At 70.0% G+C, this 16586-nt stretch carries 17 protein-coding genes; 13 read left to right on the top strand and 4 right to left on the bottom strand.

The features are described from left to right. Positions 1 to 591 (bottom strand): hypothetical protein (locus AB0O44_RS13045; protein WP_364137936.1); only part of this gene is annotated, 591 nt, incomplete at its 3' end. Between AB0O44_RS13045 and AB0O44_RS13040 the strand changes: the two genes are divergently transcribed. From AB0O44_RS13040 to AB0O44_RS12980, 13 genes are all read left to right on the top strand, one after another. Beyond that, positions 526 to 1410, top strand: a complete 885-nt coding sequence (locus AB0O44_RS13040) for a hypothetical protein (RefSeq protein ID WP_364137934.1) — start codon at positions 526 to 528, stop codon at positions 1408 to 1410. The two genes, AB0O44_RS13045 and AB0O44_RS13040, sit on opposite strands and share 66 nt — an antisense overlap. A 6-nt stretch (positions 1411 to 1416) precedes the next feature. Continuing rightward, on the top strand, positions 1417 to 2409 hold the full coding sequence (locus AB0O44_RS13035) for an HAD-IIA family hydrolase (RefSeq protein ID WP_364137932.1): 993 nt from the start codon (positions 1417 to 1419) through the stop codon (positions 2407 to 2409). A 10-nt stretch (positions 2410 to 2419) separates the two neighbouring features. Next, positions 2420 to 2671, top strand: coding sequence for a hypothetical protein (locus AB0O44_RS13030; RefSeq protein WP_364137930.1), 252 nt, complete (start codon positions 2420 to 2422; stop codon positions 2669 to 2671). Continuing rightward, complete coding sequence (locus AB0O44_RS13025; RefSeq protein ID WP_364137928.1) at positions 2668 to 3474, top strand: TlyA family RNA methyltransferase; 807 nt, start codon at positions 2668 to 2670, stop codon at positions 3472 to 3474. Before AB0O44_RS13030 ends, AB0O44_RS13025 begins: the two co-directional genes overlap by 4 nt. A gap of 44 nt (positions 3475 to 3518) precedes the next feature. Beyond that, complete coding sequence (locus tag AB0O44_RS13020; RefSeq protein WP_290258243.1) at positions 3519 to 4517, top strand: NAD kinase; 999 nt, start codon at positions 3519 to 3521, stop codon at positions 4515 to 4517. A gap of 3 nt (positions 4518 to 4520) precedes the next feature. Then, positions 4521 to 6260, top strand: coding sequence for a DNA repair protein RecN (gene recN / locus AB0O44_RS13015; RefSeq protein WP_364137926.1), 1740 nt, complete (start codon positions 4521 to 4523; stop codon positions 6258 to 6260). A 63-nt stretch (positions 6261 to 6323) separates the two neighbouring features. After that, positions 6324 to 8078: a CTP synthase gene (locus tag AB0O44_RS13010; protein WP_364137924.1), complete on the top strand. Its 1755-nt coding sequence runs from the start codon at positions 6324 to 6326 to the stop codon at positions 8076 to 8078. Positions 8079 to 8104: 26 nt separating this feature from the next. Next, a complete protein-coding gene (locus AB0O44_RS13005) occupies positions 8105 to 8770 on the top strand; it encodes an NUDIX hydrolase (protein WP_364137922.1) in 666 nt (221 codons plus the stop codon). An 80-nt stretch (positions 8771 to 8850) separates the two neighbouring features. Continuing rightward, positions 8851 to 9831 (top strand): site-specific tyrosine recombinase XerD, encoded by a 981-nt coding sequence (xerD, locus tag AB0O44_RS13000; RefSeq protein WP_364137968.1) that lies wholly within the window; start codon positions 8851 to 8853, stop codon positions 9829 to 9831. 126 nt (positions 9832 to 9957) lie between these two features. Further along, on the top strand, positions 9958 to 10461 hold the full coding sequence (locus AB0O44_RS12995) for a sigma-70 family RNA polymerase sigma factor (protein WP_290258238.1): 504 nt from the start codon (positions 9958 to 9960) through the stop codon (positions 10459 to 10461). 2 nt (positions 10462 to 10463) lie between these two features. Further along, a complete protein-coding gene (locus tag AB0O44_RS12990; RefSeq protein ID WP_364137920.1) occupies positions 10464 to 11243 on the top strand; it encodes a hypothetical protein in 780 nt (259 codons plus the stop codon). A 33-nt stretch (positions 11244 to 11276) separates the two neighbouring features. Then, positions 11277 to 11798: an 8-oxo-dGTP diphosphatase gene (locus AB0O44_RS12985; RefSeq protein ID WP_364137918.1), complete on the top strand. Its 522-nt coding sequence runs from the start codon at positions 11277 to 11279 to the stop codon at positions 11796 to 11798. 127 nt (positions 11799 to 11925) lie between these two features. After that, positions 11926 to 12837 (top strand): hypothetical protein, encoded by a 912-nt coding sequence (locus tag AB0O44_RS12980; RefSeq protein WP_364137916.1) that lies wholly within the window; start codon positions 11926 to 11928, stop codon positions 12835 to 12837. A 112-nt stretch (positions 12838 to 12949) separates the two neighbouring features. On the opposite strand, the gene AB0O44_RS12975 is transcribed toward AB0O44_RS12980, so the two are convergent. The 3 genes from AB0O44_RS12975 to AB0O44_RS12965 are packed head-to-tail and all read right to left on the bottom strand — an operon-like array spanning position 12950 to position 16572. Further along, complete coding sequence (locus tag AB0O44_RS12975; RefSeq protein ID WP_364137914.1) at positions 12950 to 14089, bottom strand: bifunctional 2-methylcitrate synthase/citrate synthase; 1140 nt, start codon at positions 14087 to 14089, stop codon at positions 12950 to 12952. Positions 14090 to 14149: 60 nt separating this feature from the next. Continuing rightward, positions 14150 to 15052, bottom strand: coding sequence for a methylisocitrate lyase (gene prpB / locus AB0O44_RS12970; RefSeq protein WP_364137912.1), 903 nt, complete (start codon positions 15050 to 15052; stop codon positions 14150 to 14152). Continuing rightward, positions 15052 to 16572, bottom strand: coding sequence for an MmgE/PrpD family protein (locus AB0O44_RS12965; RefSeq protein WP_364137910.1), 1521 nt, complete (start codon positions 16570 to 16572; stop codon positions 15052 to 15054). Before AB0O44_RS12965 ends, prpB begins: the two co-directional genes overlap by 1 nt. Between the last annotated feature and the right edge of the window lie 14 nt (positions 16573 to 16586).

The raw sequence follows: 16586 nt of genomic DNA, 5'->3' as shown, positions 1-16586 counted from the left end.
CGTCCGGCCCGTGATGGTGAGCGTCGCAGTTTCGGTGGTGACCGGGATCGGAAGCCGTTTGGTGATCGTCCGGCCCGTGATGGTGAGCGTCGCAGTTTCGGTGGTGACCGGGATCGGAAGCCGTTTGGTGATCGTCCGGCCCGTGATGGTGAGCGTCGCAGCTTTGGTGGTGACCGGGATCGGAAGCCGTTTGGTGATCGTCCGGCCCGTGATGGTGAGCGTCGCAGCTTTGGTGGTGACCGGGATCGGAAGCCGTTCTCCGGCGGAGACAACCGCAAGCCCTTCGGCGACCGTGAGGACCGCCCGGCCCGCGGCTTCGACCGCGGCGACTCCGGCCCGCGCCAGTTCGGCCGCGACCGCGCGGAGGACCGTCCGGTCCGCCAGCCCAACGCCGCCGACCTGCGCAGCGCCAACCGCCCCGACCGGGACCGTTCGCCCGAAATCGACGAGGACGTCACGGGCAAGGAACTGGACCGCGGCACGCAGCACCAGATCAAGACCCTCGAGGACAACAGCGCCACCTGGGTGGCCCGCCACCTGGTCATGGCCGGGCGCCTGATCGACGACGAGCCGGAGCTGGCCTTCCAGCACGCCCTCGCCGCCAGCCGCCGCGGCGGCCGCCTCGCCGCCGTCCGCGAAGCAGTGGGCCTTACCGCCTACTCCGCCGGACACTACGGCGAAGCCCTGCGCGAATTCCGCACCTACCGCCGGATCAGCGGCTCCAACACCCATCTGCCCGTCATGGCCGACTGCGAACGCGGCCTGGGCCGTCCGGACCGTGCCCTCGACATGGCCCGCTCGGAGGAAGCCAAGGACCTGGACGCCCCCGGCAAGGTGGAACTCGCCATCGTGGCCGCCGGCGCCCGCACCGACCTCGGCCAGCTGGATGCCGCCGTCTCCGAGCTGGAGATCCCGCAGCTGGACATCAACCGCGCCTTCTCCTACAGCCCCCGCCTGTTCCGCGCCTACGCGGACGCGCTGACGGCCGTGGGCCGCGAAACCGAGGCCGCCAAGTGGCAGCGCCAGGCCGTGGTGGCCGAGAACGCCCTCGGCCTCGGCGTCGACGAGGAACCGGACATCATCGACCTCGGCTGGGACGAGGAAGAGGAGGCCCGCGAGGAGCAGCGCCGCCGTCGCCTCCTGAAGGAGCAGGCCGACCGCCAGGCAGGAATCACCTCTGACGAGGCCCCGCGGGCCGCCAGCGCCGCCGCGGTCGCCGGCCTGCCGGAGAACGCCGAAGGCCGGGCCGACGACGTCGACGCAGGTTCCGACGACGAGGAGACCGGCTTTTTCGAGTCCGACGACGCCGAATCCGACGAGGATTCGGTGGAAGCCGACGAGCTGGCCGGCCACGAAGACAACACCGGCCACGAGGACCACGCCGGCAACCGGGACCACACGGAGGACTAGGCCCCGATGGACCACGACTGGCTGATCTCGCGCTTCGACGCGCTCCTTTCGGACCTCGACGGGGTCGTCTACGCGGGACCGCACGCCATCCCCGGTGCCGTCGAGGCGCTGGGACGGCTGGCGGGGATCGGCGTCGGGCTGGGCTACGTGACGAACAACGCGTCGCGCAGCCCCGCCGAGGTCGCCGCCCACCTGCGTGAACTGGGCGCGCCCGCCGAGGATGAGCAGGTAGTCAGTTCCTCGCAGGCCGCCGGTGAACTGCTGGCCGCCAAGCTGCCCCCGGGCTCCCGCGTCCTCATCACCGGCGGCCCCGCCCTCGCCCGCGAGATCGAACTCGCGGGCCTGGTACCGGTCCGCAGCCAGGCCGACGAGCCCGTGGCCGTCGTGCAGGGCTTCCACCCGGACCTGGGCTGGAAGGACCTGGCCGAGGCGGCCTATGTCGTCGCCGCCGGCGCCCTCTGGGTGGCCACCAACACGGACTTGTCGATCCCGCAGGCCCGCGGCATCGCCCCCGGCAACGGCACCCTCGTGGCCGCCGTCGCCTCCGCCACCGGCAGCACGCCGCTGGTCGCGGGCAAACCCGAGGCGCCGCTCTTCCACACCGCCGCCAAGCGGCTCGCCGCGGACCGGCCCCTGGTGGTCGGCGACCGCCTCGACACGGACATCCTCGGCGGCAACAACGCCGGATTCGCCACCGTCGCGGTCCTGACCGGCGTCGACACCCGCGAGAGCATCCTCGCCGCACGGGCAGCCGAACGCCCCGGCTACCTGATCGAGGACCTCAACGGACTCTTCCAGCCCTACCCGGACATCGAGCACGACGGCGGGGCAGGGTTCCGCTGCGGCGCCGCCACCGCCGTCGTGGACGGCACTGTCCTGCGCATCACGGGGGACCCCGCGGACCTCGATGCCTGGCGCGCCGGCTGCGCCGCGTGGTGGGCGGCCACCCCGGAGGCCGCCACCGCCCAGGCGCCGGAGCTGCACTGGACCGGTCACTAGACTGGAAGGCATGATCGAATCGCCCCGCCCCGCCGAGCCCGCACCTGCGGGCGCACCCGGCGTCGGTGACATCCAGCCGGACTGGCCCGAGCGCACGGCGGACGCACCGCTGGCCGCCGACCCCGCCGTCGAGGCGCTGCTCGAACCTCTGGACACGCTCGCGCACCTGCCGGTAGCCGACCACGGCGACGTCTACGCGGCCCTGCACGACGCGCTGGCCGACGCCCTGAATGAGGACGTGACGGGGGAGGCCCGCACGTGACCCGGCTGGATCAGGCGCTGGTCAGCCGCGGACTCGCCCGCTCCCGCACCCACGCGGCCCGGCTGATCGCCGACGGCAAGGTCAGTTCGGCGGGCACCGTCCTGGCCAAGGCCTCGCAGCAGGTGGATGACGCGACCGGCCTGGACGTCGCCGCCACCCCGGGGGATGACTACGTCAGCCGCGCCGCGCACAAGCTCGCCGGCGCCCTCGACGCCTTCCCCGCCGTCGCCGTCGAGGGGAAGCGCTGCCTCGACGCCGGCGCCTCCACGGGGGGCTTCACCGAGGTGCTGCTGCGCCGGGGTGCGGCGCACGTGGTGGCGGTGGACGTCGGCCACGACCAGTTGGTCCCGCAGATTCGCAAGGACCCGCGGGTCTCCGTGCACGAGGGCCTGAACGTCCGGTACATGACCCCGGAGACCATCGGAGGGCCGGCCGCGCTCACCGTCGCGGACCTGTCCTTCATCTCCCTGACCCTGGTGGTGGCGCCGCTGGCCGCCTGCACCGAACCCGGCGGGGATCTGGTCCTGATGGTCAAACCACAATTTGAGATCGGCAAGGACCGACTGGGCCGTACCGGCGTCGTCACCTCCGAACGGGAACGGCGCCTCGCCGTCGAAAAGGTGGCCGCCGCGGCCCTGGACGCTGGACTGGAACTGGCCGGGCTGGCTCAGAGCCCCCTGCCGGGGCAGGACGGAAACGTCGAGTACTTCCTGTGGATAAAACGCGCGATCCGGGCGGACCTGCCTAAGATCGAGGAGCGGGACGCGGCCCTGGCCGCGCTCCTTGGAACCATCTGGACCTAACCAGCAGCCCATGCAGCAATCGAAGCAGTAGAAGGCGGAACCTGATGAGCAGGCGTGTCCTCATCCTTGCCCACACCGGCCGCGAGGACTCCCTCAAGGCCGCCTGGGACGCGTGCGCCATGCTGCACGCCGCAGGCATTGTGCCCGTGATGCAGAAGTCCGAACTCGGCGACATGGTACGTTTCTACGGCCGGCTGGACCAGCCCGTGGAGGTCCTGCACGACCACGTGAAGCTGCACGACGTCGAACTCGTCATGGTGCTCGGCGGTGACGGGACCATCCTGCGCGCCGCGGAACTGGTGCGCGAGGTGGACGTGCCGATGCTGGGCGTGAACCTCGGGCACGTGGGCTTCCTGGCCGAGAGTGAGCGCGCAGACCTCGCCCAGACCGTGGACTGGATCGCCAGCCGCCAGTACACGGTGGAGGAGCGGATGACGATCGACGTCCAGGTGTGGGTCCGGGGCCAGAAGATCTGGCACACCTGGGCGCTGAACGAGGCGGCGATCGAGAAGGGCAACCGCGAACGGATGCTCGAGGTGGTCACGGAGGTGGACGAACGCCCCCTGACCTCCTTCGGCTGCGACGGCGTCGTCCTCGCCACCCCTACCGGCTCCACCGCCTACGCCTTCTCCGCCGGCGGCCCCGTGGTATGGCCCGAGGTGGAGGCACTGGTCATTGTCCCGATCAGCGCCCACGCCCTGTTCGCCAAGCCGCTGGTGGTCTCGCCCCGCTCCCGGCTGGCCGTCGAGATCCTCGGCCGGACGGACGCCCAGGGCGTGCTCTGGTGCGACGGACGGCGGTCCGTGGACCTGCCCCCGGGCGCCCGCGTGGAGGTCACCCGATCCGCCACCCCGGTCCGGCTGGCACGCACCCACCAGACCCCGTTCTCCGGCCGCCTGGTCAGGAAGTTCGAGCTTCCCATCCAGGGCTGGCGCGGCCCGGTGCCGCAACCGGACGCCATCCCCACCGGCCCGATGCCCGTGGTGCGCACGCCACGGCCCATGCCGCTGCCCGACCCCACCGATCCCTCGACTGCGAAGTGACCCATGCTTGAAGAACTGCGAATCCGCGACCTCGGTGTCATCACGGACGCCACCCTCCCGCTCGGCCCCGGCCTGAGCGTGGTGACCGGCGAGACCGGTGCCGGCAAGACCATGGTGGTCACCGCCGTCGGCCTGCTCCTCGGTGCCCGGTCCGACGCCGGAGCCGTGCGCAGCGGCGCCAAGAGCGCCTCCGCCGAGGCGGTCCTCAAACTCGACGCCGGCCACGCCGCCGTCGAACGCGCCCGTGAGGCCGGCGCCGAGGTCGAGGAGTTCGACGGCGGCGCCGAGCTGATCCTGGCCCGGAGCGTCGGTGCCGACGGGCGCAGCCGCGCCTACCTGGGCGGCCGGACCGCCCCCGTAGGGGTGCTCGCCGAGATCGGTGGCGCCCTGGTGGTGGTCCACGGACAATCCGACCAGATCCGGCTCAAGAGCGCCGTGGCGCAGCGGGAAGCGCTGGATAAGTTCGCGGGGGAGCCGCTCGCCAAGACGCTCGCCGCCTACCAGCAGCTCTACACCCACTGGAAGGGCAACCAGGCCGAGCTGGACGAGCTGCGCAACGCGGCGCGGGAACGGCTCCGCGAGGCCGAATCGCTGGAGGCCGCTCTGGCCGAGATAGACGCCGTGGAGCCGCAGCCCGGCGAGGACGAGGCCCTCAAGGCCGAGGCGGTCAAGCTCGCCAACGTCGAGGAGCTGCGGATCGCCGCGAGCACCGCGCACCAGGCCCTGATCAGCGAGGACTTCGGCGAGGAAGCCGACGCCACCACGCTGGTGGACGCCGCCAAACGCACCCTGGAACACGTTGCCGAGCACGACGCCGAGCTCGGCTCCGCGGCCGCCCGGCTGGCCGAGGTGGGCTTCCTGCTCAACGACATCGCCGGCGAGCTTGCCAGCTATCAGGCCGGCCTCGACACCGAGGGCCCCGAACGGCTCGCCGAGATCGAGGACCGCCGCGCCGCGCTGGCCGCACTGGTGCGCAAATACGCGCCGAGCATCGACGAAGTGCTGGTCTGGGCCGACCAGGCGCGGGAACGCTTCACCGAGCTGCAGGACGACTCGACCCGGATCGAAGCCCTCGAGGCCGACGTCGTCCGCTCCGAGGCCGAACTGACCAAGCAGGCCGCGGCCATCAGCAAGGCTCGCAAGAAGGCGGCCAAGGACCTCGCCGCCCGTGTCAGTGCCGAGCTGACCGCCCTGGCCATGGCCGACGCCACGCTGGTGATCAATATCGAAGCCGGGGACGGCCTCGGGCCCTACGGCGCCGACGAGATCGCGTTCCTCCTCCAGCCGCACTCGGGCGCCCCCGCCCGCCCGCTCGGCAAGGGCGCCTCGGGCGGTGAACTCTCCCGGGTGATGCTTGCGATCGAGGTGGTGCTCGCCGCCGTCGACCCGGTCCCCACCTTCGTCTTCGACGAGGTCGACGCCGGCGTGGGCGGCCGCGCCGCCGTCGAGATCGGCCGCCGGCTGGCCATGCTCGCCCGGCACGTCCAGGTCCTGGTGGTCACCCACCTGCCCCAGGTGGCGGCCTTCGCCAACCAGCACATCCGTGTCACCAAGACCTCCGTCCGGGGATCCGACGGCGCCACTGCCACCGGGTTCACCTCCAGCGACGTGCAGCTACTGGACGAGTCCGAGCGCGTCCGCGAACTCGCCCGCATGCTGGCCGGCCAGGAGGACTCCGAGTCGGCCCGCGCACACGCCCAGGAACTGCTCGACGACGCGAAACTCCTGCCGCAGCAGGCGTGACCCCGCGCGCCGCTGGGATGACCATCACAGCGGCGCGATTCGGACCCTCAGAAGACCGATTTGATGATAGGCTCAAATTCCGTGGTGCAGCGATCAAATTCCCGTGTAAATTCCCGGTTCCCGGGCTCGTCCAAGACGACCAAACACATCTTCGTCACCGGCGGTGTGGCGTCCTCGCTCGGAAAGGGTCTGACGGCTTCGAGCCTCGGCCACCTCCTGCGGGCGCGCGGCTTGTCTGTAACTATGCAAAAGCTCGATCCCTATCTGAATGTGGATCCGGGCACGATGAACCCCTTCCAGCACGGCGAAGTCTTCGTGACCGACGACGGCGCCGAGACCGACCTCGACGTCGGGCACTACGAGCGCTTCCTCGATGAGAACCTCGAGGGTTCCGCCAACGTCACGACGGGCCAGGTCTACTCCACCGTGATCGCCAAGGAACGCCGCGGCGAGTACCTCGGCGACACCGTCCAGGTCATCCCGCACATCACCGACGAGATCAAGCGCCGCATGCGGCTGCCCGCCGAGGGCAAGAACGCCCCGGACGTCATCATCACCGAGATCGGCGGCACGGTCGGCGACATCGAGTCCCAGCCGTTCCTCGAGTCCGCCCGCCAGGTCCGCCAGGACATCGGCCGGAACAACGTCTTCTTCCTGCACGTCTCCCTGGTCCCGTACATCGGACCGTCCCAGGAACTGAAGACCAAGCCGACGCAGCACTCCGTTGCCGCGCTCCGCTCCATCGGTATCCAGCCCGAGGCGATCGTGATCCGCTCGGACCGCGAGGTGCCCCAGGCGATGCGCGACAAGATCGGCCGGATGTGCGACGTCGACCTCGACGCCGTCATCGGCTGCCCGGACGCTCCGAGCATCTATGACATCCCCAAGACGCTGCACTCCCAGGGCCTGGACTCCTACATCGTCCGCGCGCTGGACCTGCCGTTCAAGGACGTCGACTGGACCAGCTGGGACACCCTGCTGGAGGCCGTCCACAACCCCAAGCACGAGGTTGAGATCGCCCTGGTCGGCAAGTACATCGACCTGCCGGACGCCTACCTGTCCGTGACCGAGGCGCTGCGCGCCGGCGGCTTCGCGAACAACACCAAGGTCAAGATCCGCTGGGTCCCCTCGGACGAGTGCGACACCGAGGCCGGCGCCAAGAAGGCCCTGGCCGGCGTGGACGCCATCTGCGTTCCCGGCGGCTTCGGCATCCGCGGCCTCGAAGGCAAGCTCGGCGCGCTGAAGTTCGCCCGCGAAACCAAGCTCCCGGTCCTGGGCCTGTGCCTGGGCCTGCAGTGCATGGTCATCGAGTACGCCCGCAACGTCGTCGGCCTCGAGGGCGCCTCCTCCTCCGAGTTCGAGCCGGACTCCAAGTACCCGGTCATCGCCACGATGGAAGAGCAGCTGGACATCGTTGACGGCAAGGGCGACCTGGGCGGCACCATGCGCCTGGGCCTGTACGAGGCCAAGCTGGACGAAGGCTCGGTCGTGGCCGAGACCTACGGCACCACCAAGGTCAGCGAACGCCACCGGCACCGCTACGAGGTCAACAACAAGTACCGCGACCAGATCGCGGCGCAGGGCCTGGTCTTCTCCGGTACCTCCCCGGACGGCAAGCTGGTGGAGTACGTGGAGCTTCCGCGCGAGGTGCACCCGTACTACGTCGCTACCCAGGCCCACCCGGAGCTCAGCTCCCGGCCGACCCGCCCGCACCCGCTGTTCGCGGGCCTGGTCCGGGCCGCCCTGGACCACCAGCACGGCGACCACCAGCAGGGTACCGCCAAGCCGGCGGCAAAGGCCGCGGCGCAGGCCAAGTAACACCAACTACATCAAAGGACGGCGCGATGCCCGGAATGTCTGAGACCCATGATGCTGCACGGCAGGTTTCAGATGAGCCGAGCCCGCGCCGTCTTTTGTCGTCCGAGAAGGTCTACGAGGGCCGGATCTGGGACGTGGTCAGCGACAGCTTCCAGCTGAATGACGACGGCGACGCCCTGACCCGGGACTACATCGACCACCCAGGCGCGGTGGCCGTGCTGCCGATGAACGACGACGGCGAGATCCTCCTGATCAAGCAGTACCGGCACCCGGTGGGCATGGCGCTGTGGGAGATCCCGGCCGGGCTGCTCGACGTCGAGGGCGAGGACTTCGTGGCGGGCGCCGCCCGGGAACTCGCCGAGGAAGCCGATTTGGTGGCCGCGGAATGGAACGTGCTGGCCGACTTCTTCAACTCGCCGGGCTCCTCCAGTGAGGCGATCCGGATCTACCTGGCCCGCGGGCTGAGTGACGTGCCCGGCCACGAACTGCACGTCCGCACCGACGAGGAGGCCGAGATCGAGCTGCACTGGCTGCCACTCGACGCGGCCGTCGCGGCGGTGCTGGAGGGGCGCCTGCACAACCCGTCCGCCGTCGTCGGCATCCTGGCCGCTGCCGCCGCCAAGGCCGACGGCTTCGACCGGCTCCGGCCCGCGGACGCGCCCTGGACGGCGCACCCAAGCCAGCGCGGATGACCGGCCTGCTGGCGGCGGAGCCTCCCGCGCAGACTGCCTTCACTGCCCACCCGGCGGCACCTGCAGCCGGGGGCGCCACCATGGACGCCCCCCGGGGGAGTGCAGCCCGGCCGCCCACCGCCGTCGACCGCGCCATCACCGACTACCTGCAGCACATGGGGGTCGAACGCGGACTGGCCGCCAACACCCTGTCCGCGTACCGGCGGGACCTGGCCCGCTACGCGCGGCACCTGGCCGCCGCGGGGCGCAACCGCCCCGAGGACATCACCCGGCGAGACGTCACCGCCTTTGTCCAGGCCCTCTCCGACGGCTCCGACGGCGGGACCGCGCTGGGCGTCCGGTCTGCCGCCCGCAGCGTCGTCGCGGTCCGGGGGCTGCACAAGTTCTGGGCCCTGGAGGGCCTCACCCCGACCGATCCCGCCAGCGACGTCCACCCGCCGATGCCCGGCAAACGGCTGCCCAAGGCCATCACGGTGGACGAGGTGACCCGCATCCTGGAGGCGGCGGGTACGGACACCGCCACCGGCCTGCGCGACCGGGCAATGCTGGAATTCCTCTACTCCACGGGTGCCCGCATCAGCGAGGCGGTCGGACTGGACGTGGACGACATCGCACTGGCCGGGAGCGCTCCCGACGAGGGCGGGGGGCCGGCGATCGTGCGCCTCTTTGGCAAGGGCTCCAAGGAACGGCTGGTGCCGCTGGGGTCCTACGGTTCCCGCGCGCTGGACGCCTACCTGGTGAGAGGGCGGCCGCTCCTGGCGGCCAAGGGCAAGGGCACGCCGGCGCTGTTCCTCAACGCGCGCGGCGGACGGATCAGCCGCCAGAGCGCCTGGACCATCCTGAAAACGGCTGCCGAGAGGGCCAACATCACCAAGGACGTTTCCCCGCACACGCTGCGGCACTCCTTCGCGACCCACCTGCTGGAGGGCGGCGCCGACGTCCGCGTGGTGCAGGAACTGCTGGGGCACGCCTCGGTCACCACCACGCAGGTCTACACCCTGGTCACGGCCGACACGCTGCGCGAGATCTATGCCGCCGCACACCCGCGCGCCCTGGGCTAGTCTGCCGGGCTTTTCCAGACGTTGCGGCACTGCGCCTGATTGTCGACACGCCCGTGTGTAAGGATCCGGGCGCCCCGGGACACTGATTGGGTAGAACCACGTCATCGATTGTTCGGGGGAAACATCATGTTGGCTGCGAAGGAGCAGGCATTCATTGAGCTGCATGACCAGCACGCCGCCCGTGTCTACGGCTACATCGCCCGCCGCATCAACGACGCCCACCGGGCCGAGGAGCTCGCCGCGGACGTCTTTCGCATCGCCTGGGAGAAACAGTTGCCTGAACCGCCCGGCATCGGCTGGCTCCTGGCAACCGCACGCAACGTCCTCGGCAACGAATACAAGGGCCGCCGACGTCGGCAGGAACTGTTCGAACGCCTCGCCGAGGAGGCGCGCACCGATGACGTCACCACCGCCGGCGACCAGCGCTCCGTCGTAGCAGCCGTGCTGATGAAACTCCGGGACAAGGACCGCGACATCCTCATGCTGACTTACTGGGAGGATCTCAGCGGCGCCGAACTGGCCGCAGCCCTCGGCTGTTCGGTCTCGGCCGCCGGCGTCCGGCTGCACAGGGCCCGGCGTGCCTTCGCGAATGCCGCACCCGCCCACCTGATGACAGAACGGAGAGACTAGCCATGGACCGCATCGAACAGCTCATGAAGGACATCAAGCCGTCGGTCACGGTCCCGGACCGCGGGGTCCTCCGCTCGGAGGTGACGTCCACGGACCCGAACGTGGTCACAATGCCGCGGGCCGCCTCCGCGCACCGCGAGGCCACCCGGCGACGCCGTACCAGGATTGCCGCCGTGGCAGTTGCCGGCCTCGCCGCCGCGGCGGTGGCAGGAGCCGTCGTCGTGGGCGGGAACTTCCCGACGGCGCCCGGACCCGCGCTGCCGGTGCCGGCCGGGCCGAACATCACGATCAGTGAGAGCGCCCCCGCCACGCCGTCGCCGTCGCCTGCTTCACCGACGCCGTCGCCGACGTCTCCGGTGCCGGCTACCCCCAGCCAGACCGCCCCGCCCAGCACCGGGGGAGTGGCCTGCACGCCGGCGAACATCGACCAGCTGCGAAACGACCGACAGCCCACAATCCTGCCGATCCCCGCCGCGGAGCAGCGGTACTACACCGTGCTCGGCTGCGCCGACGGTTGGCTCGCCTACGTGATCTCCGATGAAGGCGGGCAGGCACTCAAGCTCGACGGCGGGAACGCCTGGTTCCGGCTCGCCAAACTCCAGAATGGCCGCTTCCTCTGGGATGTCCGCCAACCCTCGGCCACGGTCTACAACTGGGAGTTCCAGGCGCTGAACAACCAGGGGCTGACGGCGCAGCAGGCCATGGACAAGGAGTTTGCCGAGAAGGGGATCCCGGTCACTCTGCGGCCGCAGTTGGTCGGTGAAGGCCCGGCCGGCAAATAGAGGCGCCCGGAGAGCAGCTACTAGGCTGAAACCATGACAGCCGCACCGGTGACCCTCTGCTTCGCCCTCCGGGACACGCCCGACGGGACGGAGGTGCTGCTGGGCCTGAAGCGGACCGGGTTCGGGCTGGGAAAAATTGTGGGCATCGGCGGCCACGTCGAACCCGGGGAGACCGACGCCCAGGCTGTCGTCCGCGAGGTTTTCGAGGAAACCGGGCTGATCGTTGCCGAACCCGACCTCAGCCACGCAGGCCTCGTGGAGTTCGTCTTCCCGGCCCGACCCGAGTGGAACATGTCCTGCCGGCTCTTCACCACCCGGCGCTGGGACGGCGAACCCGCCGAGAGCCGCGAGATCACCCCGGAATGGTTCAGCACCACGGACCTGCCCCTCGAACGCATGTGGCAGGACGCCGAACACTGGCTGCCGCCGGCGCTCTCCGGCGAGACGATCGACGTCGTCGTCGTCCTGAATGACGACAACGAAACGGTGGCCTCCGTCCGCTACCCCGATGAGCAAGGGAAGGGTACGCAGGGGGCCGCCGGGGCGCAGCGCTAACACGCTTCCCGCCGGGAAACGATGCCGCCCGGCGGGGCGAGACCGGCAGTCATTCGGCGGGCCGGTAGCCTAGGCGTGAAAATGCCGGATCCGCCGGCACCTGATCCGCGCACCCTGGAGGCCCGGCATGAGCGGCAACAACCTTCACCTCCCCGGCGACGACGACGGCGACTATCCCGACTCTGCAGACCGCGGGGACTCTCCGGGCGACGCCCGACGGCGCTGGCCCTTGGCCGCCGCCGTCGTCGTGATCGCCCTGGCGGCCGTGGGAGGCGGCGTAGCCGTCGCAGCGACCATGGGGTCCAAGGCGCCCGCGGCAGCCTCGTCACCGGCGCCCTCCGAAACCCCGACGACGCCCGCCCCCGCGCTGTCCACCAGTGCCGCGGCGGCCCCGTCCCAAACGGCAACACCCACCGCCACGGCCACGACCCCGGCCGCAGCAAACACCCAGCCGCCCACGGACGCCGCCGCCGAATGGCGGACGTTCACCAGCGCCGACCGCCGGATCAGCTTCGAGTACCCCGGAACCTGGACGGCGACGCAGGCCCCGCCCGCCAATACCGGATCGACGGACGTGGAGGTCGCCGACGAATCCGGCGTGATCGTGGCATCCCTGCACTCCGGACCGTCGGGCGGCGTCGGGGGAGCCTGCGAGGGGCCGGTGCCCTACACCGTCCTCGACTCGGTCAACGTCGACATTCCGTACCAGCCGACCAAGGGGTCAGTGAGCCCGAGATTCGCCTTCCGCGCCCTGCAGGAAGCCGACCACGTCACGGCGTCCTACGGGCTCACCAGCTCCCCGGCCGGCCAAAACGGCAGCACCTGCATGTTCTACAACATCGTCAGCGGGCCCTCCGACTCGCCGCTCTTCTCCTTCGCGGACGCCTACCAGGTGAACACCGGAGTCCAGCAGCAAATCCCCGGCCACAAGGGCCCCAAGTCGTTCCCCACGATGGCCGACGCGCGGGCCTACATGCAGAGCGCCGAGTACCTCAACGCCAAGCGCATGATCACCTCGCTGAAGGTCACCCAGGGCTAGCCCCGGCGCCCCACCCGAAACTCCGCCAAACACAGCGGCCCGGCCACCCACGAAGGGGTGGCCGGGCCGCTGTCTTTGCTTTACCGCTTGAGGCGGGGAAGCGGGACGGGAGTTACGGCACGTGCCGCTCTTCCACGCCGTTGTATTCGCTCAGCGGGCGGATCAGGGAGTTCGAGTCGAGCTGCTCCATGATGTGCGCCGTCCAGCCGGTGATCCGGCTGGCGACGAACAGGGGAGTGAACGTCGGGGTGTCGAAGCCCATCAGGTGGTAGGTCGGCCCTGCCGGGTAGTCGAGGTTCGGCTTGATGGCCTTGGCCTCGTCCATGGCGGTTTCCAGCCCGTTGTACAGCCCCAACAGCTCGGGCCGACCGTAGTGCGCGATCATCTTGTCCAGCGCCGCCTTCATGGTCGGGACGCGCGAGTCACCGTGCTTGTAAACGCGGTGGCCGAAGCCCATGACCTTCTTCTTCTTGGCCAGGGCATCCTCCATCCAGGCCTTGGCCCGGGCGGCGGCCTCCTCCAGCGACTCTTCCTGGCGGATGCCGATCTCGTCGAAGGTGTGCATGACGGCCTCGTTGGCGCCGCCGTGCAGCGGTCCCTTGAGCGCCCCGATCGCCCCGGTCACGGCCGAGTGCAGGTCCGAGAGCGTCGAGGTGATCACGCGCGCGGTGAAGGTCGAGGCGTTGAAGGAGTGCTCCGCGTACAGGATCATCGAGACGTTGAACGCCTCCACGACTTCCTGGACCGGCTCCTCGCCGAACGCCATCCAGAGGAAGTTGGCCGAGTAGCCGAGGTCGTCGCGGGGCTCCACTGGTTCCTGCCCGTGCCGGCGGCGCTGGTCATACGCCACCACAGCCGGCATCGCGGCGAACAGATCCACGGCCTTGGCCATGTTGGCCTCCCGGGAGGAGTCCTCCGCCAGCGGGTGCCGGGCGCCCAGTACCGACGCCGCCGTCCGGCAGACATCCATCGGGTGCGCCGTGACGGGAAGGGCGTCGATGACGGTCTTCAGCACCGGGTCCAGTGCACGTCCGGCGCGCTCCTTGGCGGTGAACTCCGCCAGCTGCCCATCGGTCGGCAGCTCGCCGTTCCAGAGCAGGTAGGCCACCTCCTCGAAGCTGCACTTGGCGGCCAGCTCCTGGACGGGGTAGCCGCGGTACAGCAGCGAGTTGGTTTCCGGGTTGACCTTGGACACCGCGGTGTAGTCCACCACGACGCCGGCAAGGCCCTTTTTGATCTCGTTGTCAGCCATGCTGAACTCCTTTGTTCCTAACGCCTGTTGTCCGGCCGGGGCCGGCGGTCCGGTGGGGTGTCAGATGCCGGGGATCTGGAAATTGAACACCCCGGTGTCGAAGCGGTTGTAGGCCTCGTAGTCCACGAGGTCGTACAGCCGTGCACGGGTCAGCATGTTGGGAACCTGTGCCTCCTGGGTGCCGTCTGATTTGATCGTCTCCAGAGTACGCTCCGCCGCGCCCATGGCACTACGAAGCAGGGTCACCGGGTAGATGATCATGTTGACGCCGACGCCGGCCAGCTCGTCCACCGTGAACAGCGCGCTCTTGCCGAACTCGGTCATGTTCGCCAGGATCGGCACGTCCACGGCGTCGCGGATGGCCTGGAACTCGGAGAGATCCTTCATGGCCTCGGGGAAGATCGCGTCGGCACCGGCCTCCACCAGGGCCTTGGCGCGCTGCTGGGCAGCCTCCAGGCCGTCGGTGGCGCGGATGTCGGTGCGGGCCATGATCAGGAAGTTCGGGTCCCGGCGGGCGTCGGCCGCGGCGCGGATCCGCTTGGTGGCGGTGTCCAGGTCCACGACGTTCTTACCGTCGAGGTGGCCGCAGCGCTTCGGGTTGAACTGGTCCTCGATGTGCAGGCCGGCCAGGCCGGCGTTCTCGAGTTCCTGCACGGTCCGGGCGACGTTCATCGGCTCACCGAAGCCGGTGTCCGCGTCCACGATCGAGGGCAGGTCCGTCATCCGGGCGATCTGCCCGGCCCGGGTGGCCACCTCGGTGAGCGTGGTCAGCCCGATGTCCGGCAGGCCCAGGTCGTTGGCCAGGACGGCGCCGGAGATGTACACGCCGGCAAAGCCCTTCTCCTCGATCAGCCGCGCCGAGAGCGGGCTGAACGCGCCGGGGAACTGCGCGATGGTGCCGGAGGAGAGCAGCTCGCGGAAACGGATCCGCTTCTGCTCCGGCGTGGTCTTCGAGTACAGCATTAGAAGAGTCCCTTCGGTGCGGCCGCCAGGTCGATCACGCCGTCGGCGGCCTTGATGTTCAGCTGGTCCAGCTCACCGGCGGCGAGCTCGGGCAGGCGGGCGGCTGCGGCGAGGAAGCGCTCGATCTCTTCCTCGGCCACCAGGCCCGCGGCGAGGGTGCGGAACTTGTTCACGTACTGCTCGCGGGCGAACGGCCGGGCGCCGAGCGGGTGGGCGTCGGCGACAGCGATCTGGTCGGTAATGACGGTGCCGTCCTTGAGCGTGATCTCCACCGAGCCGCCGAAGGCTTTCTCGGCGATGTCCAGGCTGTGGTACCGGCGGGTCCATTCGGGATCCTCCACCGTGGTGACCTTGTGCCAGAGTTCCACCGTGTCCGGCCGGCCCGCACGCTCGGGGGAGTAGGAGTCCACGTGGTGCCAGGTCCCGTCCTGCAGGGCGACGGTGAAGATGTACGGAATGGAGTGGTCCAGGGTTTCCCGGCTGGCGGTGGGGCTGTACTTCTGCGGGTCGTTCGCGCCGGAGCCGATCACGTAGTGCGTGTGGTGGCTGGTCTTGATCAGGACGGACTCGACGTTGGCCGGGTCCGTGACCTCCGGGTGCTCGCCGTGTAGCTTGCGGGCCAGGTCGATCCAGGCCTGCGCCTGGTACTCGGCAGAGTGCTCCTTGGTGTACGTGTCCAGGATGGCGCGCTTGGCCTCGCCCTCCTCGGGCAGCGGCACCAGGTAGTCCGCGGTGGGGCCGTCCAGCATCCAGGCGATGACGCCGTCTTCGCCTTCGTAGATCGGCACAGGGGAGGTCTGGCCGCGCATGGCGCGGTCTGCGGCCTCGACGGCCATCTTGCCGGCGAACGCCGGGGCGTGTGCCTTCCAGGTGGAGATCTCACCCTTGCGGGACTGCCGGGTGGCGGTGGTGGTGTGCAGGCCCTGGCCGACGGACTGGAAGATGGTCTCGACGTCGAGGCCCAGCAGGGTGCCGATGCCGGCGGCGGCGGAGGGGCCCAGGTGGGCGACGTGGTCGATCTTGTGCTTGTGCAGGCAGATGGCCTTGACCAGGTTGACCTGGATCTCGTAGCCGGTGGCGATGCCGCGGATCAGGTCGCGGCCGCTGGAGCCGACGTGCTGGGCGACGGCCAGGATCGGCGGGATGTTGTCGCCCGGGTGGGAGTACTCGGCGGCCAGGAAGGTGTCGTGGTAGTCGAGTTCGCGGACGGCCACGCCGTTGGCCCAGGCGGCCCATTCGGGGGAGACGCGCTCCTCGATGCCGAAGACCTTGGAACCCTTGCCGCCGGTGCTGGGGCCGTGGGTAAGGGCCTGGGCACGGGCGGCCACGATCGGCGCGCGGTTCAGCGAGGCGATGGCCACGGAGGCGTTGTCGATGATGCGGTTGATCACCATGTCGGTGACCTCGTCGGTGACCTCCACCGGGTCGGCGGCGACCTTGGCGATCTTGTAGGCCAGCTGGTCCTCGCGGGCCAGGTTTTCCTCGCTCTTGTAGACGCGGACGTGGTGTTCCTTGACCATGGTGCTCCTTCTGA

It is taken from the genome of Arthrobacter sp. NPDC080082, assembly GCF_040686595.1.
Lineage (GTDB): Bacteria > Actinomycetota > Actinomycetes > Actinomycetales > Micrococcaceae > Arthrobacter.
This window is presented reverse-complemented; position numbering and strand designations above follow the sequence as displayed.

What these genes read in the sequence shown, in the direction of transcription:
- AB0O44_RS12965 (WP_364137910.1), bottom strand. Translation starts at nt 16,572, where the DNA reads ATGGTCAAGGAACACCACGTCCGCGTCTACAAGAGCGAGGAAAACCTG.
- AB0O44_RS13030 (WP_364137930.1), top strand. Translation starts at nt 2,420, where the DNA reads ATGATCGAATCGCCCCGCCCCGCCGAGCCCGCACCTGCGGGCGCACCC.
- xerD (WP_364137968.1), top strand. Translation starts at nt 8,851, where the DNA reads ATGGACGCCCCCCGGGGGAGTGCAGCCCGGCCGCCCACCGCCGTCGAC.
- AB0O44_RS13035 (WP_364137932.1), top strand. Translation starts at nt 1,417, where the DNA reads ATGGACCACGACTGGCTGATCTCGCGCTTCGACGCGCTCCTTTCGGAC.
- AB0O44_RS13020 (WP_290258243.1), top strand. Translation starts at nt 3,519, where the DNA reads ATGAGCAGGCGTGTCCTCATCCTTGCCCACACCGGCCGCGAGGACTCC.
- recN (WP_364137926.1), top strand. Translation starts at nt 4,521, where the DNA reads ATGCTTGAAGAACTGCGAATCCGCGACCTCGGTGTCATCACGGACGCC.
- AB0O44_RS12990 (WP_364137920.1), top strand. Translation starts at nt 10,464, where the DNA reads ATGGACCGCATCGAACAGCTCATGAAGGACATCAAGCCGTCGGTCACG.
- prpB (WP_364137912.1), bottom strand. Translation starts at nt 15,052, where the DNA reads ATGCTGTACTCGAAGACCACGCCGGAGCAGAAGCGGATCCGTTTCCGC.
- AB0O44_RS13005 (WP_364137922.1), top strand. Translation starts at nt 8,105, where the DNA reads ATGCCCGGAATGTCTGAGACCCATGATGCTGCACGGCAGGTTTCAGAT.
- AB0O44_RS12995 (WP_290258238.1), top strand. Translation starts at nt 9,958, where the DNA reads ATGTTGGCTGCGAAGGAGCAGGCATTCATTGAGCTGCATGACCAGCAC.
- AB0O44_RS12975 (WP_364137914.1), bottom strand. Translation starts at nt 14,089, where the DNA reads ATGGCTGACAACGAGATCAAAAAGGGCCTTGCCGGCGTCGTGGTGGAC.
- AB0O44_RS12985 (WP_364137918.1), top strand. Translation starts at nt 11,277, where the DNA reads ATGACAGCCGCACCGGTGACCCTCTGCTTCGCCCTCCGGGACACGCCC.
- AB0O44_RS12980 (WP_364137916.1), top strand. Translation starts at nt 11,926, where the DNA reads ATGAGCGGCAACAACCTTCACCTCCCCGGCGACGACGACGGCGACTAT.
- AB0O44_RS13010 (WP_364137924.1), top strand. Translation starts at nt 6,324, where the DNA reads ATGATAGGCTCAAATTCCGTGGTGCAGCGATCAAATTCCCGTGTAAAT.